The 26,365-nt window shown below is 51.1% G+C and carries 24 protein-coding genes and 1 riboswitch; of the genes, 16 read left to right on the top strand and 8 right to left on the bottom strand.

Translation table 11 applies throughout. The features are described 5' to 3' along the window. Positions 1 to 91 precede the first annotated feature (91 nt). On the top strand, positions 92 to 949 hold the full coding sequence (locus TX85_RS19080; RefSeq protein ID WP_044481328.1) for an EAL domain-containing protein: 858 nt from the start codon (positions 92 to 94) through the stop codon (positions 947 to 949). A gap of 71 nt (positions 950 to 1,020) precedes the next feature. Further along, positions 1,021 to 1,959: a GGDEF domain-containing protein gene (locus TX85_RS19075; protein WP_049895075.1), complete on the top strand. Its 939-nt coding sequence runs from the start codon at positions 1,021 to 1,023 to the stop codon at positions 1,957 to 1,959. Here TX85_RS19075 and TX85_RS19070 read toward each other — a convergent pair. Together TX85_RS19070 and TX85_RS19065 are read right to left on the bottom strand one after the other, a co-directional pair. Next, the gene (locus TX85_RS19070) at positions 1,956 to 3,269 is read right to left on the bottom strand and encodes an alkaline phosphatase family protein (protein WP_044481326.1); all 1,314 of its coding nucleotides are present in this window, start codon (positions 3,267 to 3,269) and stop codon (positions 1,956 to 1,958) included. The two genes, TX85_RS19075 and TX85_RS19070, sit on opposite strands and share 4 nt — an antisense overlap. Further along, positions 3,266 to 4,498, bottom strand: a complete 1,233-nt coding sequence (locus tag TX85_RS19065; RefSeq protein ID WP_044481325.1) for an MFS transporter — start codon at positions 4,496 to 4,498, stop codon at positions 3,266 to 3,268. The genes TX85_RS19070 and TX85_RS19065 overlap by 4 nt, the downstream gene beginning before the upstream one ends. Before the next feature lie 180 nt (positions 4,499 to 4,678). On the opposite strand from TX85_RS19065, the gene TX85_RS19060 reads away from it, so the two are divergent. Both TX85_RS19060 and TX85_RS19055 read left to right on the top strand, forming a co-directional pair. Continuing rightward, positions 4,679 to 5,164 (top strand): pyridoxamine 5'-phosphate oxidase family protein, encoded by a 486-nt coding sequence (locus TX85_RS19060; protein WP_044481324.1) that lies wholly within the window; start codon positions 4,679 to 4,681, stop codon positions 5,162 to 5,164. Between the two features lie 36 nt (positions 5,165 to 5,200). Next, positions 5,201 to 6,679 carry a protein adenylyltransferase SelO gene (locus TX85_RS19055; protein WP_044481322.1) on the top strand — a complete coding sequence of 493 codons (1,479 nt, stop codon included), beginning with the start codon at positions 5,201 to 5,203 and terminating at the stop codon, positions 6,677 to 6,679. Positions 6,680 to 6,777: 98 nt separating this feature from the next. On the opposite strand, the gene TX85_RS19050 is transcribed toward TX85_RS19055, so the two are convergent. Both TX85_RS19050 and TX85_RS19045 read right to left on the bottom strand, forming a co-directional pair. After that, positions 6,778 to 8,100, bottom strand: a complete 1,323-nt coding sequence (locus tag TX85_RS19050) for a sensor histidine kinase (RefSeq protein ID WP_044481321.1) — start codon at positions 8,098 to 8,100, stop codon at positions 6,778 to 6,780. Further along, complete coding sequence (locus tag TX85_RS19045; RefSeq protein WP_044481319.1) at positions 8,100 to 8,777, bottom strand: response regulator transcription factor; 678 nt, start codon at positions 8,775 to 8,777, stop codon at positions 8,100 to 8,102. Before TX85_RS19045 ends, TX85_RS19050 begins: the two co-directional genes overlap by 1 nt. Before the next feature lie 491 nt (positions 8,778 to 9,268). On the opposite strand from TX85_RS19045, the gene TX85_RS19040 reads away from it, so the two are divergent. Genes TX85_RS19040 through TX85_RS19030 form a run of 3 tightly spaced genes read left to right on the top strand, consistent with a single transcriptional unit; the run spans position 9,269 to position 12,902 of the window. Beyond that, complete coding sequence (locus TX85_RS19040) at positions 9,269 to 10,048, top strand: polyphosphate polymerase domain-containing protein (RefSeq protein WP_044481317.1); 780 nt, start codon at positions 9,269 to 9,271, stop codon at positions 10,046 to 10,048. Continuing rightward, positions 10,045 to 10,731 carry a DUF4956 domain-containing protein gene (locus TX85_RS19035; protein WP_044481315.1) on the top strand — a complete coding sequence of 229 codons (687 nt, stop codon included), beginning with the start codon at positions 10,045 to 10,047 and terminating at the stop codon, positions 10,729 to 10,731. Before TX85_RS19040 ends, TX85_RS19035 begins: the two co-directional genes overlap by 4 nt. A 23-nt stretch (positions 10,732 to 10,754) precedes the next feature. Next, complete coding sequence (locus TX85_RS19030; protein ID WP_044481314.1) at positions 10,755 to 12,902, top strand: carbohydrate-binding domain-containing protein; 2,148 nt, start codon at positions 10,755 to 10,757, stop codon at positions 12,900 to 12,902. 76 nt (positions 12,903 to 12,978) lie between these two features. Here the strand turns inward: TX85_RS19030 and TX85_RS19025 are convergent, their stop codons facing one another. Next, positions 12,979 to 14,862 (bottom strand): beta propeller repeat protein, encoded by a 1,884-nt coding sequence (locus TX85_RS19025; protein WP_222860719.1) that lies wholly within the window; start codon positions 14,860 to 14,862, stop codon positions 12,979 to 12,981. 322 nt (positions 14,863 to 15,184) lie between these two features. Between TX85_RS19025 and TX85_RS19020 the strand changes: the two genes are divergently transcribed. From TX85_RS19020 to TX85_RS18995, 6 genes are all read left to right on the top strand, one after another. Next, the gene (locus TX85_RS19020; RefSeq protein ID WP_044481311.1) at positions 15,185 to 15,556 is read left to right on the top strand and encodes a MerR family transcriptional regulator; all 372 of its coding nucleotides are present in this window, start codon (positions 15,185 to 15,187) and stop codon (positions 15,554 to 15,556) included. 2 nt (positions 15,557 to 15,558) lie between these two features. Continuing rightward, positions 15,559 to 15,885 (top strand): thioredoxin, encoded by a 327-nt coding sequence (trxA, locus tag TX85_RS19015; RefSeq protein WP_044481310.1) that lies wholly within the window; start codon positions 15,559 to 15,561, stop codon positions 15,883 to 15,885. A gap of 230 nt (positions 15,886 to 16,115) precedes the next feature. Then, positions 16,116 to 16,655, top strand: coding sequence for an NADPH-dependent FMN reductase (locus tag TX85_RS19010; protein ID WP_044481309.1), 540 nt, complete (start codon positions 16,116 to 16,118; stop codon positions 16,653 to 16,655). Between the two features lie 162 nt (positions 16,656 to 16,817). Beyond that, positions 16,818 to 17,001, top strand: a riboswitch (Lysine riboswitch). Between the two features lie 614 nt (positions 17,002 to 17,615). Beyond that, complete coding sequence (locus tag TX85_RS19005; RefSeq protein WP_044481308.1) at positions 17,616 to 18,440, top strand: transporter substrate-binding domain-containing protein; 825 nt, start codon at positions 17,616 to 17,618, stop codon at positions 18,438 to 18,440. 18 nt (positions 18,441 to 18,458) lie between these two features. Continuing rightward, complete coding sequence (locus tag TX85_RS19000; protein WP_044481307.1) at positions 18,459 to 19,172, top strand: amino acid ABC transporter permease; 714 nt, start codon at positions 18,459 to 18,461, stop codon at positions 19,170 to 19,172. An 18-nt stretch (positions 19,173 to 19,190) separates the two neighbouring features. Then, the gene (locus TX85_RS18995; RefSeq protein ID WP_044481305.1) at positions 19,191 to 19,925 is read left to right on the top strand and encodes an amino acid ABC transporter ATP-binding protein; all 735 of its coding nucleotides are present in this window, start codon (positions 19,191 to 19,193) and stop codon (positions 19,923 to 19,925) included. A 49-nt stretch (positions 19,926 to 19,974) separates the two neighbouring features. On the opposite strand, the gene TX85_RS18990 is transcribed toward TX85_RS18995, so the two are convergent. Further along, positions 19,975 to 20,550, bottom strand: coding sequence for a DUF421 domain-containing protein (locus tag TX85_RS18990; RefSeq protein WP_049895073.1), 576 nt, complete (start codon positions 20,548 to 20,550; stop codon positions 19,975 to 19,977). A gap of 196 nt (positions 20,551 to 20,746) precedes the next feature. Between TX85_RS18990 and TX85_RS18985 the strand changes: the two genes are divergently transcribed. Beyond that, entirely contained in the window at positions 20,747 to 21,889 is a 1,143-nt protein-coding gene (locus TX85_RS18985) for a glycerate kinase (protein WP_044481304.1), read from the top strand. A gap of 56 nt (positions 21,890 to 21,945) precedes the next feature. Here TX85_RS18985 and TX85_RS18980 read toward each other — a convergent pair whose 3' ends face one another. Next, positions 21,946 to 22,977, bottom strand: coding sequence for a CdaR family transcriptional regulator (locus TX85_RS18980; RefSeq protein WP_071784222.1), 1,032 nt, complete (start codon positions 22,975 to 22,977; stop codon positions 21,946 to 21,948). Then, positions 22,965 to 23,828, bottom strand: coding sequence for an AraC family transcriptional regulator (locus TX85_RS18975; protein WP_044481302.1), 864 nt, complete (start codon positions 23,826 to 23,828; stop codon positions 22,965 to 22,967). Before TX85_RS18975 ends, TX85_RS18980 begins: the two co-directional genes overlap by 13 nt. 425 nt (positions 23,829 to 24,253) lie before the next feature. Here TX85_RS18975 and melA point away from each other — a divergent pair, with 425 nt between their 5' ends. Then, positions 24,254 to 25,552, top strand: coding sequence for an alpha-glucosidase/alpha-galactosidase (melA, locus tag TX85_RS18970; protein ID WP_044481301.1), 1,299 nt, complete (start codon positions 24,254 to 24,256; stop codon positions 25,550 to 25,552). 160 nt (positions 25,553 to 25,712) lie between these two features. After that, positions 25,713 to 26,219 (top strand): SRPBCC domain-containing protein, encoded by a 507-nt coding sequence (locus tag TX85_RS18965; protein WP_044481299.1) that lies wholly within the window; start codon positions 25,713 to 25,715, stop codon positions 26,217 to 26,219. Positions 26,220 to 26,365: the final 146 nt, after the last annotated feature.

Here is a 26,365-nt window from a genome sequence, read left to right as displayed (position 1 = left end):
CTGGGGATCGGAGGCGTACAATAGCACTATAGAGACGGGCATTTCATTTTTCCAGTCTCGATTTTATAGGCACAAAGGATGAGATGGGAAAATGAAAACACCGCTCGCTCCCTCTGGAGATAGAAGCGGTCTGTTAAACCACATGACCTACTTCTATCAAGCAACCCGAACGTACTATCAATCCTGCAGAAGATATGCCGAGCTGCAAAAAATTATGAAAGGACAGGCCCTGACCACCTTTTTTCAGCCTATTTATAATTTGCAGGATAAAGGGCATCTGGGCTACGAGGTGCTGAATCGCCCTCCGGTATCGGCGCAGTTTCCGAGCACTGATTTTTTTTATGATTTTATCGGGCATACCGATCAGGTCTTTTCTTTTGAATTGTTTTGCCGGGATTTGTCTTTGAACCGTTTTAGCTCGGCACTGGAGAAGGCAGGCCATCCCAGGAATACGATTTTGTTCATCAATATCCATCCGCAGGTGCTTTCTGATCCAGGCTATCGGAGCGGACAGACGATACAACTTCTATCCCGTTATAACCTCTCTCCACAGCAGGTAGTGTTTGAATTGACGGAGAAGCAGGCGGTTCAGGACTATGTAGAGTTTGAGCGCATTCTTTCGCATTACCGCGCCCAGGGGTTTCGTATTGCCATTGATGACGCGGGTTCCGGCTATAACAGTTTGAAAGCCATTGTGAGCCTGAAGCCGGAGTTTATTAAGCTGGACAAGTCGCTGGTTCACAACATTCACCTTTGTCCGAATCAACAGCGCATTGTGACCTTGCTTCAAGAATTTGCTGCTGATTCGGGCACCCACATTATCGCCGAAGGTATTGAAGCCTCGGAAGAAATCTCATTTTTGCGTCAGGAAGGCATTCAATACGGACAAGGCTATGCATTGGGCAGGCCAGCCAGAGAGCTAACATACCCTTATCTACAGCCCTTCTAACCATCGGTTGAACGAAAGACGCTGCGAAGGCAGGAAAGGAAAATGCGCGAAGTGTTCACGGAGGGGATAACTTGTTCACGAAAATTGGTGAAATGGCCGAGATGATTCCTATCGTCGAGCCGGATGCGAAATGCCGGGTTGTAAATAACCTGTTCGTACATAACCCTAAACTGGAAGGTATAGCTGTAGCCGGGGCAGGCATACCTCCTGCACTTGTGATGCGCTCCCGATTCTATCAGCTGCTGGGCACACAATATGGATACAATCTGTACATGGGCAGGCCGGTCAGTCTGGTCATGAATAGTCATCCGCTTGTTGTCCAATATGAGGAGCCTATTACAGAAGTAAGCATCCAGGCGATGAATCGGGCCGAAGAGGAGCTATATGACGGGGTGCTGGTAGCCCAGGAAGAAGTGCTGTATGGGTTTGTCAGCATTCGCCGTCTGCTGCTTGAGGTAGCCGACATTCGGGCGGAGATGGCAGTCTTCATGAACGCCCTGACCGGCTTGCCCGGGAACCGGATTATCGACGACCGGCTTCAGCAATCCGCAAACCAGAAGCACTTCAGTGTACTCTACATCGATCTGGATCACTTCAAGTCCTATAATGACAGCTATGGCTTCAAAATGGGGGATTCTCTGATTCAGGCAACCGCCGCCCTGCTTCGGGAGCAGTTCTCGGGGCAAGGCTCATTCCTGGGACATATCGGAGGGGATGACTTTATCGCGATTCTGAACCATCATGATTATCAAGGCCCTTGCAGCAAAGTGATTGAGGGCTTTGAACAAATCAAGCAATCCTTTTACAACGCCGAGGATCTCAAGAACAATTTTGTGAAGGGGGAGAGTCGTTCCGGAGGGTATGGCGCGATTCCGCTTGTCTCCATTTCCATCGCTGTAGTGACGAATCAGAAGGGCGATTTTCAAAGCATGGATCAGATCGTTGATGAAGCTACCCGAATGAAGAGAATTTGCAAATCCCATCCGGGCAGCATCTGTTATGCCAACTAGTCGGAATGACTGGTGAAAATTTCGTCCAAGGCTCTTCCGTCACAAGGGCCAAACGGAATTCCCAATATTCTGGCCAGCGTAGGAGCGATGTCCACCATATGGATATCTCCGAGCCTGTAGCCGGATTTCACCGAATTGCCCGAGAAGACCGCATTACAGCGGTATCCTTCCTTGTCCGGAGCGTAGCCGTGCGTTGCGTACTTGACGCCGTGCTGCTGCAGGTCGACAATCGTTGGCCGATCCAGAGCCTCGTCGAAGGCATAATTGCGCTTGGCCTCCAATATTGCGCTTGCTGCTCGACTTGCATGCATCCGGGTTAATTCCTCCCCCGTATAGAGGTGCTCAATTCCGAAGGAGGGGTTCCGCATAACCATCCTGACCGTGTCCAGAGCTAAGGCTGCGGCCTCTTCATCTCCCGGCTGAATATGCAGGTAGGCGGATCCGCCGCCGCACTGGAAGTAAGCTCTCCACATCATTTTCCCATTCTGCTCATAGATCAGGCCTCGCTCCTGCAAAAGATTGTTCAGATGCACCTTGTATCTGACATTAAATTGTCCATGATCACCAAGGACGGCTATCACAGTATCCTGCTGAATGCCTGCTTCTTCGACGGCCTGCATAATCTGCCCGATTCTGTGATCCATTCGGAGAATGACCTGTTCAACCTCTTCGCTGTCCGTTCCATGGGCATGCTTGGCATCATCCAGATCAATCAAATGCAGCATAAGCAGGTTAGGCTTCTTCCGCTTGATCGTATCCACCGCGCATCGGGTCGTGAAATCATCCAGATAAGGCTGTTCAATTCCCTGTCTGATCCGGCCGTGCTTCATCTCCATCTCAAGGCAGTAGAGCGGACTTCCGCTCTTCAGCACCTTCAGCGCCTGGTTCTCCTTCCCGATCGCTCTAATCTCGGGGATATTGTACCGGAAAGAGGATTTGCCGGACACCGGCCATAAAAGGCCTGCTGTGCTTAGGGAATGCTCCCGCGCGGCATCATAAATGGTAGGGACCTGAATCGCATCCCGGAACCAGAACCAGCTCTGCTCCTCTTCCTTGACAAAGGGCTGAAAAGGATTGTTGTGATGGACGCCGTGCTTGTCCGGATATACGCCGGTAGCGGTAGTGCTGTGCACCACATAGGTGAGCGTAGGATAAACACTTTGCAACTGGTTCGTAGATGCACCCTGTTCAATTAATTTAGATAAGTTTGGCAGTCGGCGGGCCGTCTCCCAGTTATCCTCCGAGAAGGCGTCATAGGAAATAACAATCAGGTGCTTCGCAATGGCCGGTGAAGTCGATATGGAGCTCATAGATTTTCCCCTTTAGGCAAAGTTAAAAAGATGAAAAACCCGATGACGAACAATGGAATGATCGCCAGTACACTGACATTTGCATTACCGGTCAAGGTCGTTGCCAGCGACATCAGAGCCGGACCGATAATGGCTGCGAATTTGCCGAAGATATTGTAAAAACCGAAAAATTCATTGGAATTCTCTTTAGGAATGATTTTAGCAAAATAGGACCTGCTCAGTGCCTGGATACCGCCCTGGGCGGACCCGATTAAGGCCCCTAGCGCGAATACATGCCAGATCGAGGAGATGAAGAAAGCGGCGATACAGGACACGATATAGGTGAATATTCCGATGATAATCATCGTTCGGGCGGAATAGACCTTAGCCAGATTGCCGTAAAGAATAGCGCAAGGAAAGGCAATGATCTGAATAATTAACAGAATGCCGAGTAAAGAGAAGGTATCCAGCGCATCGGAGCCCAATACGGAGGTAGCATAAGGCACGACCATTTTTATGATGGTGTCTACGCCGTCAATATAGAAGAAGTAAGCCAGCAAAAATACAAATACGACCCGGTGCTGACGAATATTCCGGAAGGTGCCTGCCAAGCGCCGGAAGCTGTTGATAACAGGCTTTGGTTCGGGATCAATGTAATGTCTTTGCCGTACATCCCGGATCAGCGGCATCGTCAGCAAGCCCCACCACAGGGCGGTAATCATGAAGCCAATCTGATAGCCGATAGCTTGATCCATGCCCAGCATCAGAATCAGGAGCAGGCTAATGCCAAAGGGAATCACACTGGAGATATATCCGTAGGCAAACCCTCGGCTGGAGACCTTGTCCATGCGTTCATCCTTCGTCACGTCGACGAGAAAGGAATCATAGAACACATTTGCCCCGGCGAAGCCAACGGCTGATAAGATATAGAACAAGATGAGAATCTGCCACTGTCCGCTTTCCGGCGCAATGAAGGCGAGGGAGGCGGTTGCAAGAACACCGATAGCCGCAAAGAAGATAAAGAAGCGCTTCTTCATATCCTTGTAATCAGCGATTGTGCCTAGAATCGGACTCAGTACGGCAATCAGAATGCTGGCAATTGAATTGAAATATCCCAAATCCATACTGCTGCTTACATTATCGAACATACCGAAGACGATCGGCAGAAGTGCGGTTGTAACGGCCATCGAATAGGCTGAATTACCGCAGTCGTACAAAATCCAGGATTTCTCCTCTTTGGTTAGCTTCATAACCCGCCAATCCTCCTATAGTCTCATTGTTCCAGTTATACCATACGTAAGTACGCCTTGTATTAAATGCATGTAAAAAGAGCTGCGGAAGATTAGGGAAGCCGGATTTTGTTTACAATACCGGGTGTAACGAGATTAAAGTGTGAGACTTCTTTATAATAACGGTATGAGGTGAATTTAATGACAACTTCAGCAACGGAGCATCAGGAGGCAATCGAGACAGTACGCAAACTAATCAAGGGAATCGACACCGCCATGCTGACGACGGTAACCAGCGAGGGCCTGGTATCCCGTCCGATGAAGACGCAAGAGGTGGAATTTGACGGAGACCTGTGGTTCCTCACGTTGAAGGACACCAGCAAATTTGATGAGCTTAAGGATCATCCCGAGGTGAACGTGGCTTACGCAGGCAAATCCTATGTGTCCATCCGCGGGAAGGCGGAGCTGGTGAATGACCGGGCCAAAATCAAGGAACTATGGAACACTGCTTACGAGAAGCTGCTGGATACAACCAGTGACGATCCCAACCTGGTTCTCATTAAGATTCAGGCGGAGACAGCCGAATATTGGGAGACAGGGAACCTGATTAAAGTTGTTAAGCGATTGTTCGCCAAGGTGACGGGGCAAAAGAGCGATACGGAATTGAACCGCATTGTGGACCTGTAAGCTGTCTGATTCATATGGCAAAGGAGGTCGGTGGAGATGAATGGTCAGATTGGCGAACCGGATTTTGCGGGCTGGCGGCTGGAGCATAGCTATGCTGAGCTGCCGTCAATCTTCTTTACTCGGCAGGAGCCGCAGCCTGTCCGCGCGCCCGAGCTTACTCTATTGAATGATGAGCTGGCAGAAGAGCTGGGGCTGCGGACCGAGGAGCTGCGCAGCCCTGCAGGAGTCGGGCTGCTGTCCGGATGCCGGACGCTGCCCGGCTCCAAGCCGCTGGCACAGGCGTATGCCGGCCATCAGTTCGGGTATTTTACCATGCTGGGGGACGGCCGCGCATTGCTGCTTGGAGAGCAGCGAACACCTGACGGTAAGCTGGTTGATATCCAGCTGAAAGGCTCGGGGAGAACGCCGTATTCCCGTTCCGGCGACGGCCGCGCTGCACTTGGACCCATGCTGCGGGAATACGTGATTAGCGAGGCGATGCACGGTCTGGGCATTCCGACGACCCGGAGTCTGGCGGTAGTCACTACAGGTCAGCCGATTCAGCGGGAACGGGAGCTGCCGGGTGCGGTGCTGACCCGGGTGGCTGCCAGCCACCTTCGGGTCGGCACCTTCCAGTTCGCCGCCGCCAAAGGCTCGAAGGAGGAGCTGCGGGCGCTGGCCGACTATGCGATCGGGCGTCACGATCCCGATTTGCAGAAGGCGGACCAGCCTTATCTCGCCCTGCTGAACCGGGTCATCTCCCGCCAGGCCAGCCTGATTGCAAGCTGGCAGCTAGTCGGATTCGTGCATGGTGTCATGAATACGGACAACATGACGATCAGCGGGGAGACGATTGACTATGGTCCATGCGCCTTTATGGACACTTACGACCCGGCGACCGTCTTTAGCTCGATTGATTCCCAAGGGCGCTACGCTTACGGCAATCAGCCTGCGATTGCCGTCTGGAATCTGGCCCGGTTGGCTGAGGCGCTGCTGCCGCTGCTGCATGAGGAGCAGGAACATGCCGTGGCGCTCGCCGAGCAGGCACTCGCTGCCTTCTCGGACTTGTACCGGCAGCACTGGCTTGCGGGCATGGCACGCAAGCTGGGACTGTTCCAGCCCGTGCCGGAGGATGAGCAGCTGGTGAGCGAATTGCTTCGGATCATGGAGACAGCGCGGGCGGACTACACCCATACCTTCCGGTTGCTGACGCTGGGCGATCTGGAGTCTTCCCGGCTCCAGATTGCCGATGCGGAAGGGTATGGGGAGTGGCGAAGCCGCTGGCAGGAACGGCTTGGCCAGCAGCCGGAATCGGCGGAGCAAGCCCGCGAGCTGATGAAGCGCAGCAATCCGGCAGTCATTCCGCGCAACCACCGGGTGGAGGAAGCGCTGGAAGCAGCAGAGCAGGGCGAGCTTGCCCCGCTGCATCGGCTGCTCGCTGCCCTGCGCGATCCGTATGCGTATTCGGCTGAGCAAGAGTCGTATGCGGAGCTACCGCCGCAGGATTGCGCCTATCGCACGTACTGCGGAACCTGAGGCGCGGAGTTGTGCTCCACGGCAGATTTAAGCATGAGAAAGGGATTGTCCATAGGGTGTTAGCGCCCCGGGACAATCCCTTTTTGACGTGCTGTATTTTAACCTAATTGAACATAGAAGCTTGTCATCTCCTGGGGGATACTCTTCACTTCGATTTTCCCTTTATGCTGCTCCACAATCGATTTGGCAATGGCTAAGCCTAGTCCGTAGCCGCCGCTCTTCCGGGCACGGGAAGCATCGGCGCGATAGAAACGATCGAAGATCCTGCCCGCATGCTCGGGAGCAATCCCCTCTCCGGTATTGCTCACCTTGAGCCGGAGGTGGTTATGCTGCCTCTTCAGCTCCAGCTGAATGTAGCCCTTCGGATTCGTGTACTTAATGGCATTATCAAGCAGAATCATGACCACCTGCTTCATCTGTTCACTGCTGCCGGTCAGCTTCAGCCCAGGCTCGATCTCATAGCTGAAATTCAGCTCCTTCTCGAAAATCACCGCTTCCATCGTCAGAATTACACTTTCGACGGCTTCACTCAAATCGAACGGTGCATACATCACATGCTCGCGGGCATCATCCATCTGGGTGAGGTAGAGCAGATCATTGGTCAGCGTCTTCATCCGCTCGGTCTCCGACTTGATATGATGAAGCCATTTGGCTTGGGAATCAATGGTCTCGTCGCCTGCCGCAAGCAGCACATCGGCATTCGTATTAATAACAGCGAGCGGTGTCTTGAGCTCATGGGAGGCATCGGCAATAAACCGTTTTTGCTTCTCGAAGGCTTCCCGAACCGGGGCGATCGAACGGTTGGCAAAATACCGGCTCGTCACATAGATGACGATCAGCATCCCCAGTGCAACGATGGAGAAGGTGTAGATCAGCGTCGTCATAATCCGCAGTTGAGCGGTGACATCGAGGCAGACAATCATCTCTCCGGAGGGGGTGTTCTGGATGCTGTAAGCCCAGCGGGTTCCATCTAGAGTGAACTCTCCCTCCCGGGAAGAGCTGGTCGTGGCCTGCGCCAGAGCTTCATTGTAGAACTCCTCGTCCATATCGAAGCGGGAGTCTGTCTCCAGAAGATTTCCGTCTTTATCCGTCATGAGTGCGAAGGAGACGGATAGCTCGGGCGCCTGGGTCAGCCCTTTATTTCCGCGCGGGCCTCCCGGGCGATCGAACGGAGCTTCAGTCTTGCCCTGAGCCCCCTCCTCCAGCGGCGCCTCGGGGATTTCATCCAGCGGTTCCATCCCATTGGGACGGCCTTCTCCATTTTTATGATAGAACTCGGAGACCTGCTGCAGCTTCATATTAATATCACGGTGAACGTTCTGACTGGTGATGATGAAGATCGTTAAAAAGGCCACGATCATGATAATCGAGATGATCACCATGTTCATCAAGAGGAACCGGTTGCGAAGTCTTTTGAACATCAGGAGCTCGCCTCCAATACATAGCCGACACCGCGGATCGTGTTGATCCGGACCGAGGCATTCAGGAAGGCGAGCTTTTTGCGCAGGAAGGAAATGTAGACCTCCACATTATTATGCTCGGCTTCGGAATCAAAGCCCCAGAGCTTCTCAATGATCTGCTCCTTGGAGGTAACGGCCTGCTTTCTCGTTAACAGCAGCTCCAGCAGCTCGCTTTCCTTCAAAATCAGCTTCAGCTCCTTGCCTTGGCAGCTCAGCTTGAGGGTTGAAGTGTTCAGCTCAATATCTCCGAATTTCAGGGTATCCTCCGGAACAACCTCGCCTTTGCGCCGCAGTGCCGCCCGAATCCGGGCCAGCAGCTCGCCAGTGGAGAACGGCTTGGCGACATAATCGTCGGCTCCATGGTCCAGCCCCGCAATCTTGTCATCGGTCTCTCCTTTGGCGGTCAGCATGATCACCGGAGTGGCCATCCCCCTGGATCGCAGCTCCTTTAACAGGCTAATGCCATCCATGCCGGGCAGCATGATGTCGAGCAGCAACAGATCATAAATCCCGCTCAACGCAAAATCCAATCCTTCCTTGCCGTCATGAACGGCGTCAACGGAGTAATTATTTTTCCGCAAAATTTGCACCAGTGCCTCCGCCAGATTCACTTCATCTTCTACTATTAATATCCGCATAGGGTGAATGCTCCTTCATATCAAGGTGTCTCAAATTCATGTTGCACGTCACTGCTATACAACCATTATAGGAAGGAAACCTTTAATCAACCTTAATCATAGCACGATGACTTATATAAGCTCCATCCCGGACCTCAGGCTAAAAGGGGGCTATCCCAAAAGTGGTTTAGTGAATTTTTTTCTCTTACATTCAACATTTGACGCTCAAACCCCATTTTAGTGAAAAATCTTCGCTTACATTTCCAATCATGAGGGATTTTCCTGTTTTAGCCCACTCTAAGGTCAAAAATTTCACTAGAGGTGCTCTCGGCCAATTTTCCTGAAATTTAATGTCCTTTTGTTCACTGCAACTGCTAAACACTTACCCGCTCAATTTATCTTTTGTTAACGGCACGTAAAAATTGTTTTCGGAGTTTAAGGTTCGTTAAAGGTTCCGGATTTAAGATACAGACATGAGCAAGAGAACGCACAACCGAAAGGAGCTGAAACGCATGGCGATTGAAGTATTTAATCGTTATGAGAACAAGTATCTCATGGATACGAAGGCCTTCTATAAAATTTACAATGACCTGATGGAATATATGGAACCCGATGAACACAACAAGGACGATAAATTTTACACCATCAGCAATCTGTACTACGACACCGAGCATCACAGTCTAATCCGCAGCAGTCTTTCCAGGCCAAAATATCGCGAGAAGCTGCGAATCCGGGCTTACGGCGTTCCCGAAGCCGATGCGAAGGTGTACCTCGAATTGAAGAAGAAGGTGTTCGGCCTGGTGAACAAACGGAGAACCTCGTTGCAACTGAATGAAGCCTATGACTTTGTCAGGTCCAAGGAAGCCCCGGAGTTCCGAAAGGGTATGAACCAGCAGGTCATTTCGGAGATCGAGTACTTCTTGAGCAGATATGATCTCAAGCCGGCAACTTATCTGGCTTATGACCGGATCGCCTTGTTTTGCAAAGGAAACCGCGATTTGCGCATCACCTTCGACACGAATATTCGCTCCCGGCGTCATGATCTCAAGCTGGAAGCCGGCGATTCCGGCGAGCAGCTGATGGAGCGCGGCCAGTGGCTGATGGAGGTCAAGGCCGAGAAGACAGTGCCAGTCTGGCTGGCTCATATGCTCTCGGAGCACGGATTGTACCGGACGAGCTTCTCCAAATACGGCAATGAATACAAGAAATCGATTCGAAGCACGTATGCAACCTCTTCTATTCATCCACTAACGGAGCAATCTTTATTTGAAAAGGAGAGAATCTCACTATGAATTCATTTATTGACTCCATATTCGCTGCAACAGCATCCGATACCACGCTGACCTTCGGGCATGCGATGCTGACGCTGGGCATAGCCATTCTGCTCGGCGCGATCATCAGTATGACTTATATGAGGACACAGCCTGCTTACTCTCACAGCTTCACGCTCACGATGGTAATCCTGCCGACGATTGTCGCGATCATTATCCTCTTAATCGGCAGCAACGTGGCCAGAGCATTCAGCCTGGCAGGTGCCTTCTCGATCATTCGGTTCCGCAGTGCGCCGGGCGATGCAAAGGATATCTCTTACGTTCTGTTCTCGATGGCAGCAGGCCTTGCTACAGGAGTTGGGGCCTATGGATATGCGGTTCTTTTCACCATTGTCCTCTGTGTATTGATGCTGGTACTGAAGGTCGTGAAGTTCGGGCAGAGAAAGCAGGCTTCCAAGCTGCTGAAGATTACCATTCCTGAAAATCTGGGTTATGAAGAGGCTTTTGAAGAAGTATTCAACACATTTAATGTAGGGCATGAGCTTAGAAAGGTAAGAACAACCGAGCTGGGAAGTCTGTATGAAGTTGTCTATGCCGTTGAGATGAATCCTGAGACGAATCAGAAGTCATTTCTGGATGCGATTCGCACCCGGAACGGAAATCTGGATATTACATTGACAATGAACCCGGTCACGCAAGAATAAAATTTGAGAAAGAAGGGATTTTCATGAAAAATACACAGTATACGATTAAGCTGGCAGCCTTGCTGCTCTTGTCGGCAGTAGTAGCTAGCGGATGCGGAACGACGAATACAGCTGCAACCATGGGGACCGCCAATGCTTCCGGGACGGCCGGGGTGACCAATGCTTCGGGAACGTCGGGTGCAGCAGGCGTAGAGCTGGCTTCGCTTCGAGCAGATGAGCTGGTCACCTACGATGAATATGATGACGATGCGAGCTGGAGTGCGGAGAGTTCCACCCAGATTACATTGAATGGCTCAAGCGCTTCGGTGAGCGGCGCAGGTGCTTCGGTGAATGGCAGTACCGTTACGGTCTCTGCGGCAGGAACCTATGTGTTCAGCGGCAAGCTTTCAGGCAGTGTCGTTGTTGATGCAGGGAAGGATGACCTGGTTCATCTGGTACTGAATGGAGCTGAAATCAGCAATGCTTCCGGCTCAGCGATTCATTCCAAGCAAGCGGACAAGACGGTATTGACACTCGCTGAAGGAACGGATAACTCGCTTGTTGACGGAACCACCTATACCCACGCAGAGGAAGAGGATGCTCCGACCGCTGCTCTGTTCAGTCAGGACGATTTGACGATCAATGGTACAGGTAAGCTTGCGATAACCGCCAATTATAAAGACGGTATCACCAGCAAGGACGATCTCAAGATTGTCGGCGGGACGCTGGATATTACGGCGGCCGATGATGGCATCGTAGGCCGGGACCTGGCTGCATTCAAGGGCGGAGACATTACCGTTGAAGCCGGGGGAGACGGTGTGAAGACAACGAATATAGCTACGGACAAGGGTTATCTTGTCATTCAGGATGGAGCGTTCCGGATTAACGCAGTCAACGATGGACTTCAAGCAGAGAACTCTTTGCTGGTCACCGGCGGCAACTTCGACATCGTCACCGGCGGAGGCAGCGCCAAGGCCGAGAAGAAGCAGGAAGGCGATCCGATGCAGCGCGGCGGCTTTGGACAGAGCAGGGATTCATCAGCACAATCCTCCACAGCGACAACAGAATCCGCGACGGATACTACCTCTGAGGACAGCGAGTCCGGCAGCGCAAAGGGCTTGAAGGCAGGCGTAGATCTCTATATTCAAGCCGGTGCATTCAAGCTGGATACGAAGGATGATGCAGTTCATAGTAATACCAACATCGGCATCTCAGGCGGAGAACTGAGCATCGCTGCGGGGGATGATGCGATTCATGCGGATCAGGCCGTGATCATCTCCGATGGCGTCATAGAAATAACTGCGAGCTATGAAGGCATTGAGGGCGCGGACATTCAAATCTCCGGCGGTGAGATTAATCTCGTAGCAAGTGATGATGGGATTAATGCTACAGAAGGCTCCGAAAGTGAGGAGATGACGGTTCCTTCCGGAGATATGCCGCAGGCTCCGCCTGCTGACATGCCTCAAGGTCAACAGCCTGATGCAGCGGGAACAGATGAGACTGCCGCGCAGCAGGCCACAGGTCAACAATCCGGCGGCATGCGAGGACCAGGAGGAACGGGCGGCGGTGGCTTTGGAGCCGCAGGCAATGCGAAGCTGACGATCAGCGGCGGCACGATCACGGTAAATGCAGGCGGAGATGGTCTGGACGCCAATGGCTCGATCACCATGTCCGGCGGCACAGTGATTGTGAACGGACCTACGAACAGCGGCAACGGCAGTCTGGATTATGACGGCACATTTGAAATGACAGGCGGAACCTTGATTGCGGCAGGCAGCGCGGGCATGGCGCAGGCGCCGTCCGAATCCTCGGCCCAGGCCTCGGTCATGATGACCTTCCCAAGCACACTCGAGGCCGGAACACTTGTCACCTTGAAGGATAGCACGGGCAATGTGCTGGCGAGTTATGCGCCGGTCAAGGCGTTCCAGACGATGATTATCTCAACGCCTGAGCTGAAATCCGGTGAGACTTATAGCTTCTCTACCGGCGACACAGAAATGGTCAGCTTCACCCTTGGCGAATCCGTAACCTATGTGAATGAATCCGGTGTAACGACAGGCGGAGGCGGCTTCGGCGGAGGCGGTATGGGCCAAGGCCGCGGGCAAATGCCGGGACAAGGCCAAGGTCAAGGACGTCCGGGCCAAAGCGGCTCTACGGGAGGAAGTGAAGGAGGAGAACCGGAACAAATGTAACAGGATAAATCATACAGAATCAGCTCCAACGGTTGTTTGACCGGAGGAGCTGATTTTTATTTTGCTGGGAATTTTGTTAAGAGCCTGTGCTTGTTAGATAAGTCCCTTTATTGCCCACTACAATATAGCGTTGACCGTCCCAAACAATCCCATTCAGGTATTCGGAGGTTCCGGATTTCACTCTGGTCCAGGTCTTGCCATCCAATGAACGCAGGATCGTTCCGCCTGCCCCCACAGCCATAAATTCTTTGTTTCCATAGATAATTGTACTTAAAGTATCCCCACGCTTTGAATTGCTTTCTGCATCCTTGAAAATATGCCGCTCATAATCCGACCAAGCAGGAGCCTTGGCCTTCAGCCATTTTCCATTCTCAAGATAATACAACGCCATTCCGTTATCTTGGGAATACTCATACTTGACGGTCATTCCATCGCCCTTGACGATGGTCGGCTCATGGTCAAGCTCTTGAGGGTTAGCCGGGCTAATATCCTGCCACTCCGATGTCCCGCTATTCCATTTATACTTGCTGCCAAAGCTTGTCCGGCCTACGAATGCCTGTCCATCCCACTTCATGTCAACAGGAGTATCGAAGGAGGATAACGTCTTACTCCGCACCGCTTCGTCTTCTCCGGATATGAAGATAAACTTGTAATTGTTTCGCAACGATTTCCAATACCAGTCCTCTTCCAAGGTAACCAGCCCGAAGTCCTTCCCATTATAGTCAGCACTCATCACATTTTCTTCTTTGGAAATTCCAGCGGTCTGCTTCCAGTTGCGGGCATCCTCTGAGGTCAGGAATCTCCCGTTGGAGCCATATAAATAGTAAGTTCCTTCCGCAAACCCTGCGCCATACAAATCGGCGCCAATAGGAGAAGCCCCTTGTACAGTCTGCTTTTCAAATTGCACCAGATCGGGGGAGGTATAAATTCCGCCAAAGGAACTGACGGAGACATACTGTTTGCCGTCCCATATCGTCTTGTAGAAGGTTATTCGCTCTGGATGGATCTCGTCAAGCGCCCCGCCTTGCTCGAACACATTCACTGTTTTCCATGTACTGGCATCAGCAGATACCGCCAAATAGCCGCTATCCGCATTTACAATATAATGATCATGCACATAGTCAAGGGAATTCGCTCCGGATGAATCCGTCCAGTCCAGCAAATCCTGAGGCTGAGCCGATTTGATGGCCTGAAAAGTAGCCGCCTTCAGCACTGCAGGACGCGGCCTGGACGTCTCCACTCGTTCTTGTAATACTGCGAAGCCCTGAGGACTGTAGGCGGCGTCAATATATGTCTTGTCAACCGACGTCCACTTGACTAAATTAGTGCTGGTCATGACTTGATAGTCGGAGAAAAGATAATACGCTCCATTTAAGTATTTCAGTTGATTGGCATGATATAAATAAGGGGCTACCTGCGCCGTCTTCCAGCTTGATCCATCCTTGGAGGTGGATACAAAGGCATAGCCCGTACTGCTCATCCCCTTATTGGCTTTGAACACATAAGCATCCATTTGAGTCAGCACAACAAACTGCTTGCCATCCCAGAGAATACTGGTATTGAATTGCGCGCGGTTTCGGGCAAAATCCCCCTTTTCAGCTTCCTTCATGCCGGGAACATTCTTCTGGGTCAAAGTAATGCTATGCTTCTTCCAACTGAGTCCATCACTGGAAGTCATAATCGTATTATTGTTCCCCACAGCCACAAAGATACCGTTGCCAAATGCAATCGAACGAAGCTTGACAGAGGTGCCGGAGGCAACCACCTTCCAGTTCACTGCGTCCTCTGATCTGACAATAGCTCCGTCTCCGCCCACCGCTATGTATATATTTTTGCCATAGGCCACATCGTATAAATCGCTGGCAAAAAAGTCGAGCTTCTTCTCAAATACTGGCAATTGCCCTGCGGATGCCGGAGCGGGCAGAAAGGGAATCAACAGAGCAAAACATAATAGCATCATAGCAGCTCTCAATATTTTCATTGGTTTCGATCTCCTCTTCACTATAATTCAAACCTTATTACAGACCTATTTATGATACACCTTCCTCTTATTTCCTGCACTTGTCCTGTTCATTAATAATTGATAAATGTGTGACTAAGTAAACTCGAATTGCATCCCGGAGAAAGCTCGAATAGTGAAAACGAATATTGCCCTCGGAAAAAGCCATGGCGAAATTCAAAGAACGAGTGAGGGGGCATACTTGCTAAATGCCGTCTTGACCTTCACACTAATGTCAGGGTCTATAATGATATCGAATCGATTCATTCCAGGAGGCATAGGCATGAAAATCGGAGAATTATCAGCTCGCACCGGAGTCAGTGTCCGTTCGCTCCGTTACTATGAACAGCAAGGATTGCTCTCGCCAACCCGGCTTGAGAACGGGTACCGGGACTATTCACCCTTTGCGGAGGAGCAGGTCCATACCATCCAGCTGTATTTGAATCTGGGGTTGTCTACGGAGGAGATCGCCGGCTTTCTGCAGTGTGTCATGAAGAATAAAGAAGCCTTCTGCCAGGAGATTATGCCGATCTACCGCCATAAGCTGGAGGAGCTCGATAAGCAAATCAGCCTGCTGCAAGGGATTAGGTCTAATCTTGAAGAACGAATGCAATCGATTCTGGAGGAACAACAATCGTTCGAAAAGGAGAAATGAGCATGAGTTCATTGCGAAAGGTAGATCCAGCGGCCTTTGATACAGCGGTTCGGGAGAAAGAAGTGGTGTTGGTTGATTTTGGCGCAGAGTGGTGTCCGCCGTGCAAGGTGCTGTCTCCCATACTGGAGGAGCTACAGATCGAGGAAGGGGAACGCCTCTCGATTCTGAAGGTAGACTGTGACGAATCGCCTGAACTTGCAGGACGATTCGGTGTCATGTCTATGCCGACAGTCATTTTGTTTCAGAACGGTGAGCCGATAGATAAGCTGGTAGGCTTGCGGTCGAAGGATGTATACCGCGCAGCATACGGGAGATATATGGTCAAATAACTTCATTGGAATCATAAGCATGAAAGGAGGGCTGTTTGAGCAAATTATGCTCTGACAGCTTTCTTTACTATAAGGCAGAAAAAAAGGCAGATAAATAATTCGCAAACATAAAGTAAGTTACTTGACAAAAGTATATCAGTGGATTATGATTATCTCAGCTTCAAGATACTTAGGATTTAGGCAGCGATGAAGGAACAAATAAACAACATACATTTAAGGAGGAAGTTAACATGTCTAAGCTGAATATCGGTATTATCCTGGGAAGCACCCGTGAAGGTCGCGTAAGCCCGCAAGTCGGAGAATGGGTGAAGAGCATTGGCGACGGACGCGGCGATGCCAATTATGAAATCGTAGATATCGCGGATTACAAATTGCCGCTGCTCGGTGAAGCAGACGCTACAGAGCAAGCAACAGCATGGAACACCAAGCTGGCTGAGCTTGATGGCTTCGTATTCGTCGTACAGGAATATAACCACAGCATCACTGCTGCTCTGAAGAATGCACTTGATTATGCCCGTGATGCCTGGAATAACAAAGCTGCCGGGATCGTCAGCTATGGCTCGGTAGGCGGCGCTCGTGCAGCAGAGCATCTTCGCGGAATTCTCGGCGAATTGTCCGTAGCGGACGTTCGCGTGCACCCAGCCCTGTCCCTGTTCACCGATTTCGAGAATGGTTCGGTATTCAAGCCTGCGGATCTGCACTTGACCAATGTGAACGGCATGTTGGACCAAGTATTGGCTTGGAGCGGCGCATTGAAGACGCTTCGTTAATTTAGTAATTATAGGAACAGCCCGTCTGGAGAAATTCAGGCAGGCTGTTCTTTTTTTGCCTGCGAACCGCATCAGGACGGGCATTTACAGAGGTTGTCAGTTTGACAGAATGGCCCTGGTATTGTATCCTACAAACAAATTGAATATAACCTCACTTCTACAAGGTGAGGTAGAGGCGCGGTATTTAACAGTCTTTGACAGAGCTTGAGCAGCTATGACGTCAGGGAGAAGGAAATATCGCCGAAGCGAAGGATCAGGCTCTATGCTCCTTTGCTGGGTCTGCAGTGAATAACTGCAGGACTGTCTTGACAGACTTCCCGGTTTGCCAAGTTGTGCTATCTCGTCAAGGGAAAGAGGGCTTTAAGGACACGATGATTAAATCATACGACCTCGGGCTGACACTCGGGGTCGTTTTTTTGTCCCTATTAGAGGTTGTTCAAAAAGTCTCCTGTTGATCACGAAACGCCTGCTTCGACAACCTCCGCGCGTCGAAGGGCCTCTCTCGTGAAACTGCTTCGTTCCTAGCAGGTCTCAGCGGTTTACATCGTCTTTCGGTGCTTTAACGGACATTTTGGATTGTTAGCAAGCCATTTCAGACTATTTTGATCGCTAACGGACATTTTCGCCACTTAGAACGCTCAAACCATACTTTCCCCTTCAAATCTACTAGCTAAGTGTACAAAATGTCCGTTACATTTCCATCATCATCAATAATTAGTTCTAAGAAGACGTAATGTCCGTAAAATTCGTAAGATCGACGCCGAATCTTGCGTTCACCCTAGAAGTCTGAGCGGATGCTTACGAAGTATGCTTTCTTTGGAAGCATTTCGTTCCTGTAGGGTCTGCCTACATCCGTTCCTCCTTCTTCGTATTCTCGCAACCTTCTCGGTGCTGAAAAGTTGACTTTTTGAACTCGATTATTATTCATTTACTACTATTATTTTGGAGCGTGAAAAAAGAATGAGAAAGACATTATCCCTATCCTTATTGCTGCTGATGTCAGCCATGATTATTCTTGCCGGGTGCAGCTCAAGCTCGGCGAATGAAGACAGTGATACGTTCAAGGTGGGACTTGAAGCAGGCTACGCGCCATTCAACTGGACCCAGAACGGAGACGCAGACGGCGGCGTGAAGATCGACGGAAGTGCCGAGTATGCGGGCGGTTATGACGTGGAAATCGCCAAGAAGATTGCTGACGGGCTGGGTAAGAAGCTGGTCATCGTGAAGACGGAATGGGACGGCCTGGTTCCTTCCCTGACCTCCGGACAGATCGATGCGATTGTGGCAGGTATGTCTCCAACGGCAGAACGTAAAGAAGCGATTGATTTCACGGACAACTACTATAAATCAAACCTGATCATGGTAGTTAAAAAGGGCGGTGCCTATGAAGGCGCAACCTCCATTCAGGACTTTAGCGGAGCCAAAATTACAGCTCAATTGAACACCTTCCACTACTCCGTTATTGATCAGATTCAGGGTGTTAACAAGCAGCCTGCTATGGATAACTTCCCGGCTATGCGCGTAGCTCTGCAGGCAGGAACCATCGACGGCTATGTCTCGGAGCTGCCGGAAGGAATCAGTGCGGCGGCGGCCAACGATAACTATGCCTATATCGAGTTTGCGGACGGCTTCACGACATCGGATGATGACACGGCCGTTGCTGTCGGATTGAAGAAGGGTAGCGAGCTTACGGAGAAGATTAATGAAATTCTGGCAGGCATTTCCGAGGAAGAGCGGGCTCAGATCATGGAAGACGCGATCAAGAATCAGCCGGCAGCGGAATAACTAAAGTGAGGAATTAAAATGACTTACGAATGGATCATTCGAATCATAACGGAAAACTGGCCTATGTTTTTGCGCGGTGCCGCCGTTACCTTATATATTTCACTAATCGGTACGGTCATTGGGGCGGCGATCGGTCTGTTTGCAGGCGTCGTCCGCACCATTCCTGTTCCGGAACGAGGGTTCAAGCGCATTTTTCTGAAAATCGTAAACGGGATTCTTACGATCTATATTGAATGCTTCCGTGGAACACCGATGATTGTGCAGGCCATGGCTATTTTCTATGGCTCATCCCTGTTGTTTAATCTGGATATGAACCGGACCTTCGCGGCAATCTTCATTGTATCGATCAATACGGGAGCCTACATGGCCGAGATCGTCCGGGGCGGCGTGATCTCCGTGGATAAAGGACAATTTGAAGCGGCTCAGGCGATCGGCATGACCCACTGGCAGACGATGCGCAATGTGGTGCTTCCGCAGGTCATTCGCAATATTTTACCGGCAACAGGCAATCAATTTGTGATCAATATCAAGGACACATCCGTACTGAACGTAATCTCGGTATCGGAGCTGTACTTCATGACCAAGTCCATTGCAGGTAACAACTTCCACTACTTTGAATCGTTCTTTGTCGCCAGTATTCTGTATTTGATCATGACCTTGACCGTCACGAAAATATTGCATCGTCTTGAAAAGCGGATGGATGGCCCGGAAAGCTATTCGCTGCAGCGTTAGCAGAAAGCAGGAGTGAAGATGGATAAGGTAATTGAGATACGTCATTTAAGCAAGTTTTTTGGAGCCAATGAGGTTCTTAAGGATATCAATCTGTCGGTAGGCAAAGGAGAAGTTGTCAGCATTATCGGCTCCTCCGGCTCGGGGAAATCCACGCTGCTTCGTTGCATTAATCTGCTGGAGAAGCCCAGCGGCGGAGAGATCATTTATAACGGGCAAAATATATTGGCGGAGAAGCACAATGTCTCGCTCTATCGCAGACATCTCGGCATGGTGTTCCAGCAGTTTAACCTGTTCAATAATCACAATGCGCTGAGCAACTGTGTTGTCGGGCAGGTTGAGGTGCTGAAGCGCTCCAAGGATGAGGCGACGGAGACGGCGATGAAATACCTGCGTAATGTAGGAATGGAGCAATACATTCATGCCAAGCCGAAGCAGCTGTCCGGGGGGCAGAAGCAGCGGGTTGCGATTGCCCGGGCACTGTCGATGGATCCGGATGTTCTGCTGTTCGATGAACCCACGTCTGCGCTCGATCCCGAGATGGTGGGCGAGGTGCTCAAGGTGATGAAGGATCTTGCAGGCTCCGGCCTGACGATGATTATCGTAACGCATGAGATGGAGTTTGCGAGAGAGGTCTCCGACCGAGTGGTATTTATGGATCAGGGAGTTATCGCGGAAGAAGGAACTCCGGAGCAGATTTTCAATAATCCGAAGCAGGAGCGGACTCGTGAGTTCCTGAAGCGCACCTTGAAATAAGAAAATAAACCCTGCGAAGCGTCGGACACGGGTCCGGCGCTTCTTTATATTACTGCAGGTCCGGGGAATCCGGCTTGGCATGCCTGCCAAGCCGCACTTCCTGGAACAGCGGGTCCTGATCGGCTTGCAGAGGCAGATGCTTCGCCAGCAGCAGTTCCAGGTCCCCGAGCGTAGCCGGCCGCGCGTGAGGCACCAGCTCGCAAGCAAGCTGGCCATTGGGTTCCAGCGTGCCGAGCTGCACGTCGCTGAGGCTGCGGATCCCTTGCTGCCGGAGCTGCATCTCCAGCTTATCGGCTGTAACCCGCATCTTTCGCAGACTTTCCGGCAGAAATTGTCCATTCTCGATGACCACCTGAGCTCTGCCGTTCAACAGGCGCTCGAGCCAGTCAAACTTCATCTCCAAATATTCAATGACGAGGAGCGTCACGATAAATACCGAAGCAGAACCGACGGCGATGGTCAGATGATGATTCGCAATCGGTTGTACGATCGTAGTTCCGATAGAGATCATAATGACGGTGGTGACGACGCTCATTTGCGAGATTGATTTCCGGCCGGCCGCCCGAAGCAGAATCATTCCAATGACCACCAGCAGTGCCGACTTCCATATCCATTGCAGGTCCATAAATATTCCTCCCATCAACTTCGTTACCAGATAGGATGCTAAATCCAGGATCAGGCTATTCTAAAGATTAACAAGCTCACTTCTTATGAGAAATTCCTCGTGCATTTGCACAATACATTTCGTCCCGATATCAATATAAATTTTTGCCTGAAGCTTATATAATGAGAGCGCGTTCATCAAGACATGGGGTGAGAAGATGAGCAAACAGGTTTTTGTACTGGCGCCAGATTCCTTTAAAGAGAGCATGACAGCGAAAGAAGTATGCAATGCCATGGAAAAGGGGCTTCGCAAGGTGTTCCCGGAAGCAGAATATGTTCATGTTCCGATGGCGGACGGAGGGGAAGGCACCGTTCAATCCCTGGTGGATGCTTCAGGCGGGCAAATGTTTGAAAAGGTAGTTAAGGGCCCGCTTGGCCAGCCTGTTACTGCGAAATTCGGCATCTTGGGCGATGGCGTAACCGGAGCGATCGAGATGGCCGCGGCCAGCGGCATTCATCATGTGACGCCGGAGACGAAGAACCCGTTGATTACGTCTACCTACGGGACGGGAGAATTGATTCAGGAATGCCTAGATCGCGGTATCAAGAGAATCATTATCGGCACCGGCGGCAGTGCAACCAATGATGGCGGGACAGGAATGGCCTCTGCCTTGGGCGCTAAATTTCTGGATGAAGCGGGGCAAGAGCTCCCGCACGGAGGCGGCAGTCTGGACAAGCTGACCCGGATCGACGTATCTGCATTGGACCCGCGCCTTGGAGAATTGGAAATGATCGTCGCCTGCGACGTCACCAATCCGCTGTGCGGTGTGCATGGAGCCTCCCGCGTATTCGGGCCGCAAAAGGGGGCCACCCCGCAAATGGTAGAGCAGCTTGATAGCAATCTGGCCCATTATGCGAAAGTCGTGAAGCAGCAGCTTGGCAAGGAAGTGCGGGATGTACCCGGAGCAGGCGCCGCCGGCGGCTTGGGAGCAGGGCTTCTGATCTTCACCCAAGCGAAGCTGCAGAAAGGAATCGAGATCGTCATCGAATACACGGAATTGAAGCGGCATATCGCCCGTGCCGATTATGTGTTCACCGGCGAAGGAGGGATTGATTTTCAGACCAAATTCGGCAAGACGCCTTATGGTGTGGCACGTATGGCGAAGGAGGCCGGGAAGAAGGTCATTGCGGTAGCCGGATATATCGGGGAAGGCATCGACACGCTCTATGACATCGGGATCGACGCCGTATTCGGTATCGTGCCCGGCGCGCAGGAACTAAAGAAAGTGCTGGAGGAAGGACCTCAGAACGTAGAGCGGACCTGCGAGAATATTGCAAGAGTGCTGAAGTTCAACCGATAGGTGAATATGAGAAAGGCCCTGAAGACGCTATTCTTCGGGGCCTTTTGCTGGTCCTATTATCCTTTGTACAGAGACAGCAAAGCGTGGGTCAGCTCGAACAGCTGAAGCAGGTCCCTCGGATCTTTGCCGGTCAGGGTTTGGATTCGCTTGAGTCTGTACTGAAGCGTGTTCCGATGGATATTGAGCTCTGCAGCCGTCAGGGAAATGCTGCAATTGTTATGAATGAAGCTTCGGAGCGTCTCCAGCAGATCGTGCGTGTCCTCGAGCTTGGCAACGACATTGGCCTCGCCAGCGGGATTCATGTGACTTAACCGGATCAGAAAGGTCACATCCACGTATCTGATCATTCGCACCGGTGGCTTCAAAGCCATTAAGATACCGAGGGCCCGTCTGGCTTGGAGGTAGCTGTCGGCAACATTGCTCTCCAGCTTGCCGATCCCGATCAGCACGCCCGGTTGCTGCTTGATGATTTGATGAACCAGGTTATCGAGGTCCTCCGGCTTTTGAATCAGCAGCAGGAGATACTCCTCCTTCATCGGGAAGCTGGAGTAGGGCAGCAGCAGCTTCGACAGGCTCTCATCCCATGTCAGATGCTTGAGGTAGAGCACGACAGTTTTCAGATTCAGGTCGATACTGTAGGCGGAAGCTTCCTTTTTGAATTTTTGAGTATAAGCCCCTTGATAGCCAAGGAGGAGTTCAAGGAATGCCATCTTGCGATTGGCCGCATTTGCCAGGCTTTCCAAGGCTGTTTTTTGCTCGATCAGCAGGGCCACGGTGGTTCTCACAATATTGCAGAAGGGGCGTACCTCATCCGGATAACCGGTGATTCCAATCACGCCTACAAGTTCATTGTTGATGACGATCGGCTCATTAGTGCCCTTTTTTTCGTAGCGGCCATCCTCCCATGCCTCTACCATCTTTCCGGTAGCCAGAGCCTTTACAGCGCCGGGATGGACCGTTCCGATCCGTTCTTTTTTTCCGCTGCCGACGATGATCCCCTCATCATTCATGATATTGATGTTGTAAGGAATGTCTTCCATCATTTTATCTACGATCTCCTGGGCTTGCTGGTTGGTTAATCGGAACAATCGGGGTCTCTCCTTTCGGAAACGAGTGAACTTTTTTCTCGGAACAAGGTCGGAGCCTGGCCGATGATCCTTTTGAACATTTTGGAGAAGAGGAACGGGTCGGTGTAGCCGACAGAGCGGGAGACATCGCTAACAGAGAGCTCCGGGTTCTGGAGCAGCTCGGCAGCCCGGTTCATGCGGTACTCGAGGAGATAGGCTTGCAGAGACACACCGAAACGTTCCTTGAACAACCCGGACAAATAGGTACGGTCCAGGCCGACGAAGCGGGCGATCTCAAGAACGGATATTTTTTGGCTATAGCTGCTCTCTATGAACTCAATGGATTTGCGAATGTACCCCTCGCGGGACGCAGAAGGTCTTCGCTCCTCCCGGGTCTCAGGCGAGAAGCGGATCAGGTCGGCCAGAACACGATAGAGGACGCTTTGGCTATGCACATCGCTGCCCCGGGTCTCGTAAGTTGCTTTCAATTCTTCGTAGAAATCTCCCAGAAAACTTCCCGCGGGCGCTTCGAATACAGGCCGCTCCGCATCGATTTGGGCGCGCTGCAGCAGCGAACGGGCATTTACCCCGCTGAAGCCGATCCAGGAGTAGAGCCATGGCTCGGTGTCGTGGGCGCTGTAGTGGACAAGCGTCTCCGGCATGATCACGAAGCCTTGACCTGCCTCAAGCTCGAAGGCCGATTCTTTGGTCCGGAATATGCCGCGTCCGGCATGGATGTAGTGAAGAATGTACGCATCCCGCAGCCCTGGCCCCCATGTATGCCTTGGCTCGCATTTTTCCAGGCCGAAGAAGAGTAAATTCAGATCGACCTTTCTCTGCAACGAAGAGACAGTATAATTAAAAAGCTCCATCAGATGGATGATCTCCTTTATATAGCTAACTTTTTAGTTTGCGATAGAGATATGTACGATTCTTCGTACAAACGGCGCCAAAAACTAGCAGAATCAGCTGGTTTGTACGGAAAAACACACAAATTCTCCCGCTAATCACTCATATCCATCAGTATTATACGAAAAAACATACAATTGCCCCCAGTATTTCGCCGGATGTTTGATGCTTGTACGAAATTCCGTATAAAGTTCTCGCTCTGGCTCACCCATGGAAAGATCTTAGGCGAATCAACTTATATAGTATCCATCTTATCATAACGGCATCGAAAAAATGGGATTATGACATGCGAAACATGCTTTTCTCCATGTCCGGGCAGGGGAAGGGAAGGTATAGTTAGGGTGAAGCTCAAGCCATTCCATCACTAGGAGAAGAGAGGGAATTAATTATGCCAAAAGTGACGTTTATTGGTGCGGGAAGTACGGTCTTTGTAAAAAATGTGCTCGGCGATGTGATGACGACACCGGCCTTGCAGGGATTCGAGCTGGCTTTGTTCGACATTGATCAGGAGCGGCTCCGCGATTCTGAACGCCTTCTGAACAGTATAAAAGCCACGCTGGGCAGCACTTGCGTTGTGAAAGCCTATACCGATCGCAAGGAAGCGCTGAGAGGGGCCAAGTACGTCATCAACGCCATCCAAGTAGGAGGCTATGATCCTTGTACGATTACGGACTTCGAGGTTCCGAAAAAGTACGGACTGCGGCAGACCATTGCCGATACGCTGGGAATCGGCGGCATTTTCCGCAACCTGCGCACGATTCCTGTCATGCTGGATTTCGCCAAGGATATGCAGGAGGTGTGCCCGGATGCCCTGTTCCTTAACTATACGAACCCGATGGCCGTCCTGACGAACGTCATGAATACGGTGGGAGGCATTAAGACGGTCGGGCTGTGCCATAGCGTGCAGGTCTGCGTGGCCGACCTGTTCAAGTCATTGGATATGGATGCTGCCGGCGTCGAATCGAAAATTGCGGGCATAAACCATATGGCCTGGCTGCTTGAGGTGAAAAAGGACGGGGTTGATCTGTATCCGGAGATTAAGCGCCGCGCCGCCGAGAAGCAGAAGGAGAAGCACCATGACATGGTACGTTTCGAACTGATGCTGAGGTTTGGTTATTACGTAACGGAGTCGTCCGAGCATAACGCGGAATACCACCCTTATTTCATCAAGAAGAACTATCCGGAACTGATCGAGAAATATAACATCCCGCTGGATGAATATCCGCGCCGCTGCATTAACCAGATTAACGGATGGAAGGAAATGCGTGAGAAGATCTTTGCAAGCGAGAGCATCGAGCATCAACGTTCGAAGGAGTATGCCTCATATATTATGGAAGCGATCGAGACGAACATTCCTTACAAAATCGGCGGCAATGTCATGAATACCGGCCTGATCACCAACCTGCCGAAGGAAGCCTGCGTCGAGGTTCCTTGCCTCGTCGATCGTTCCGGGATTACGCCGACCTATGTCGGGGATCTGCCTCCGCAGCTGGCTGCGCTGAACCGGACCAATATCAACACCCAGCTGCTTACGATCGAAGCGGCCGTGACGGGCAAAAAGGAGCATATTTATCATGCGGCCATGCTCGATCCGCATACCTCGGCAGAGCTGTCGCTGGACGATATCACTGCGCTCTGCGACGATTTGATCGAAGCGCACGGCAACTGGCTTCCGAAGTTTATATAAAAAATCAACAGCGTTAAGATATTAAAATTTTATAATAGCAGGAAAATTATCGGTCATTCTAGAAAGAGTAAGTTTCTCCCGTCTTGTGCAATGTATTATCACGCTGCTACTCAGCGGGGGGAAGTCATCCTTACCAGACCAATGACCAGGAGGAATTTCAATGAGCAGCAAGCCAATTGTCCATGTAGAGGGCCGGGAATTTGTGATGGAACAGATCTTTAATGCACCGAAGGAATTGGTATTTCAGGCATTTACGGAGGCGGAGCGGCTGAAGCACTGGTGGGGCCCGCGAGGGTGGAACCTCAGCACATGTAAAGTCGATCTGCGTGAAGGCGGCATTTGGCATTACTGTATGAAGTGCGAGGATCAGGCGCAGGGTGAATTTTATGGCATGGAATCGTGGGGAAAGGGAGTTTACCGGGAAATCATTCCGGGTGAGCGTCTGGTATACACCGATTATTTCTCCGATGCTGAAGGGAATGAGGCGGAAGAGATGCCGGCTACAGAGGTTATTCTGGAGTTTGCAGAGCAGGATGTAAAGACCAAAGTGACCAGCCGCTCCGTATTTGAATCCGAGGAGGGTCTGAATTCTTCGCTGCAGATGGGTATGGAGCAGGGCATCGTCGAAACCTGGGAGCGTCTCGGGGAATATGTGGAGCAGCAATAATAGGATCGCATCAGAGCCTGGTTCCGAGCCATTCGGACAGGCTTTTTTTAATTCCCTGACGAGAGCTTGTAAATCTCGAAGAAAAACTTCAAAATAAAGATATATTTTCGCATGATATGAATTGAGCATAGATCCCGGGAGGAATA

Source organism: Paenibacillus antibioticophila (assembly GCF_000455265.1).
Taxonomy (GTDB): Bacteria; Bacillota; Bacilli; order Paenibacillales; family Paenibacillaceae; genus Fontibacillus; species Fontibacillus antibioticophila.
This window is presented reverse-complemented; position numbering and strand designations above follow the sequence as displayed.

Bases quoted from the DNA above. Each gene is read 5' to 3' on its own strand.
- TX85_RS18995 (WP_044481305.1), top strand. From the start codon at position 19,191: ATGGATAAGGTAATTGAGATACGTCATTTAAGCAAGTTTTTTGGAGCC.
- TX85_RS19035 (WP_044481315.1), top strand. From the start codon at position 10,045: ATGAATTCATTTATTGACTCCATATTCGCTGCAACAGCATCCGATACC.
- TX85_RS18985 (WP_044481304.1), top strand. From the start codon at position 20,747: ATGAGCAAACAGGTTTTTGTACTGGCGCCAGATTCCTTTAAAGAGAGC.
- TX85_RS18975 (WP_044481302.1), bottom strand. From the start codon at position 23,828: ATGGAGCTTTTTAATTATACTGTCTCTTCGTTGCAGAGAAAGGTCGAT.
- TX85_RS19045 (WP_044481319.1), bottom strand. From the start codon at position 8,777: ATGCGGATATTAATAGTAGAAGATGAAGTGAATCTGGCGGAGGCACTG.
- TX85_RS19020 (WP_044481311.1), top strand. From the start codon at position 15,185: ATGAAAATCGGAGAATTATCAGCTCGCACCGGAGTCAGTGTCCGTTCG.
- TX85_RS19030 (WP_044481314.1), top strand. From the start codon at position 10,755: ATGAAAAATACACAGTATACGATTAAGCTGGCAGCCTTGCTGCTCTTG.
- melA (WP_044481301.1), top strand. From the start codon at position 24,254: ATGCCAAAAGTGACGTTTATTGGTGCGGGAAGTACGGTCTTTGTAAAA.
- TX85_RS19005 (WP_044481308.1), top strand. From the start codon at position 17,616: ATGAGAAAGACATTATCCCTATCCTTATTGCTGCTGATGTCAGCCATG.
- TX85_RS19070 (WP_044481326.1), bottom strand. From the start codon at position 3,269: ATGAGCTCCATATCGACTTCACCGGCCATTGCGAAGCACCTGATTGTT.
- TX85_RS19025 (WP_222860719.1), bottom strand. From the start codon at position 14,862: ATGATGCTATTATGTTTTGCTCTGTTGATTCCCTTTCTGCCCGCTCCG.
- TX85_RS18965 (WP_044481299.1), top strand. From the start codon at position 25,713: ATGAGCAGCAAGCCAATTGTCCATGTAGAGGGCCGGGAATTTGTGATG.
- TX85_RS19065 (WP_044481325.1), bottom strand. From the start codon at position 4,498: ATGAAGCTAACCAAAGAGGAGAAATCCTGGATTTTGTACGACTGCGGT.
- TX85_RS19040 (WP_044481317.1), top strand. From the start codon at position 9,269: ATGGCGATTGAAGTATTTAATCGTTATGAGAACAAGTATCTCATGGAT.
- trxA (WP_044481310.1), top strand. From the start codon at position 15,559: ATGAGTTCATTGCGAAAGGTAGATCCAGCGGCCTTTGATACAGCGGTT.
- TX85_RS18990 (WP_049895073.1), bottom strand. From the start codon at position 20,550: ATGGACCTGCAATGGATATGGAAGTCGGCACTGCTGGTGGTCATTGGA.
- TX85_RS19055 (WP_044481322.1), top strand. From the start codon at position 5,201: ATGAATGGTCAGATTGGCGAACCGGATTTTGCGGGCTGGCGGCTGGAG.
- TX85_RS19000 (WP_044481307.1), top strand. From the start codon at position 18,459: ATGACTTACGAATGGATCATTCGAATCATAACGGAAAACTGGCCTATG.
- TX85_RS19010 (WP_044481309.1), top strand. From the start codon at position 16,116: ATGTCTAAGCTGAATATCGGTATTATCCTGGGAAGCACCCGTGAAGGT.
- TX85_RS19060 (WP_044481324.1), top strand. From the start codon at position 4,679: ATGACAACTTCAGCAACGGAGCATCAGGAGGCAATCGAGACAGTACGC.
- TX85_RS19080 (WP_044481328.1), top strand. From the start codon at position 92: ATGAAAACACCGCTCGCTCCCTCTGGAGATAGAAGCGGTCTGTTAAAC.
- TX85_RS19050 (WP_044481321.1), bottom strand. From the start codon at position 8,100: ATGTTCAAAAGACTTCGCAACCGGTTCCTCTTGATGAACATGGTGATC.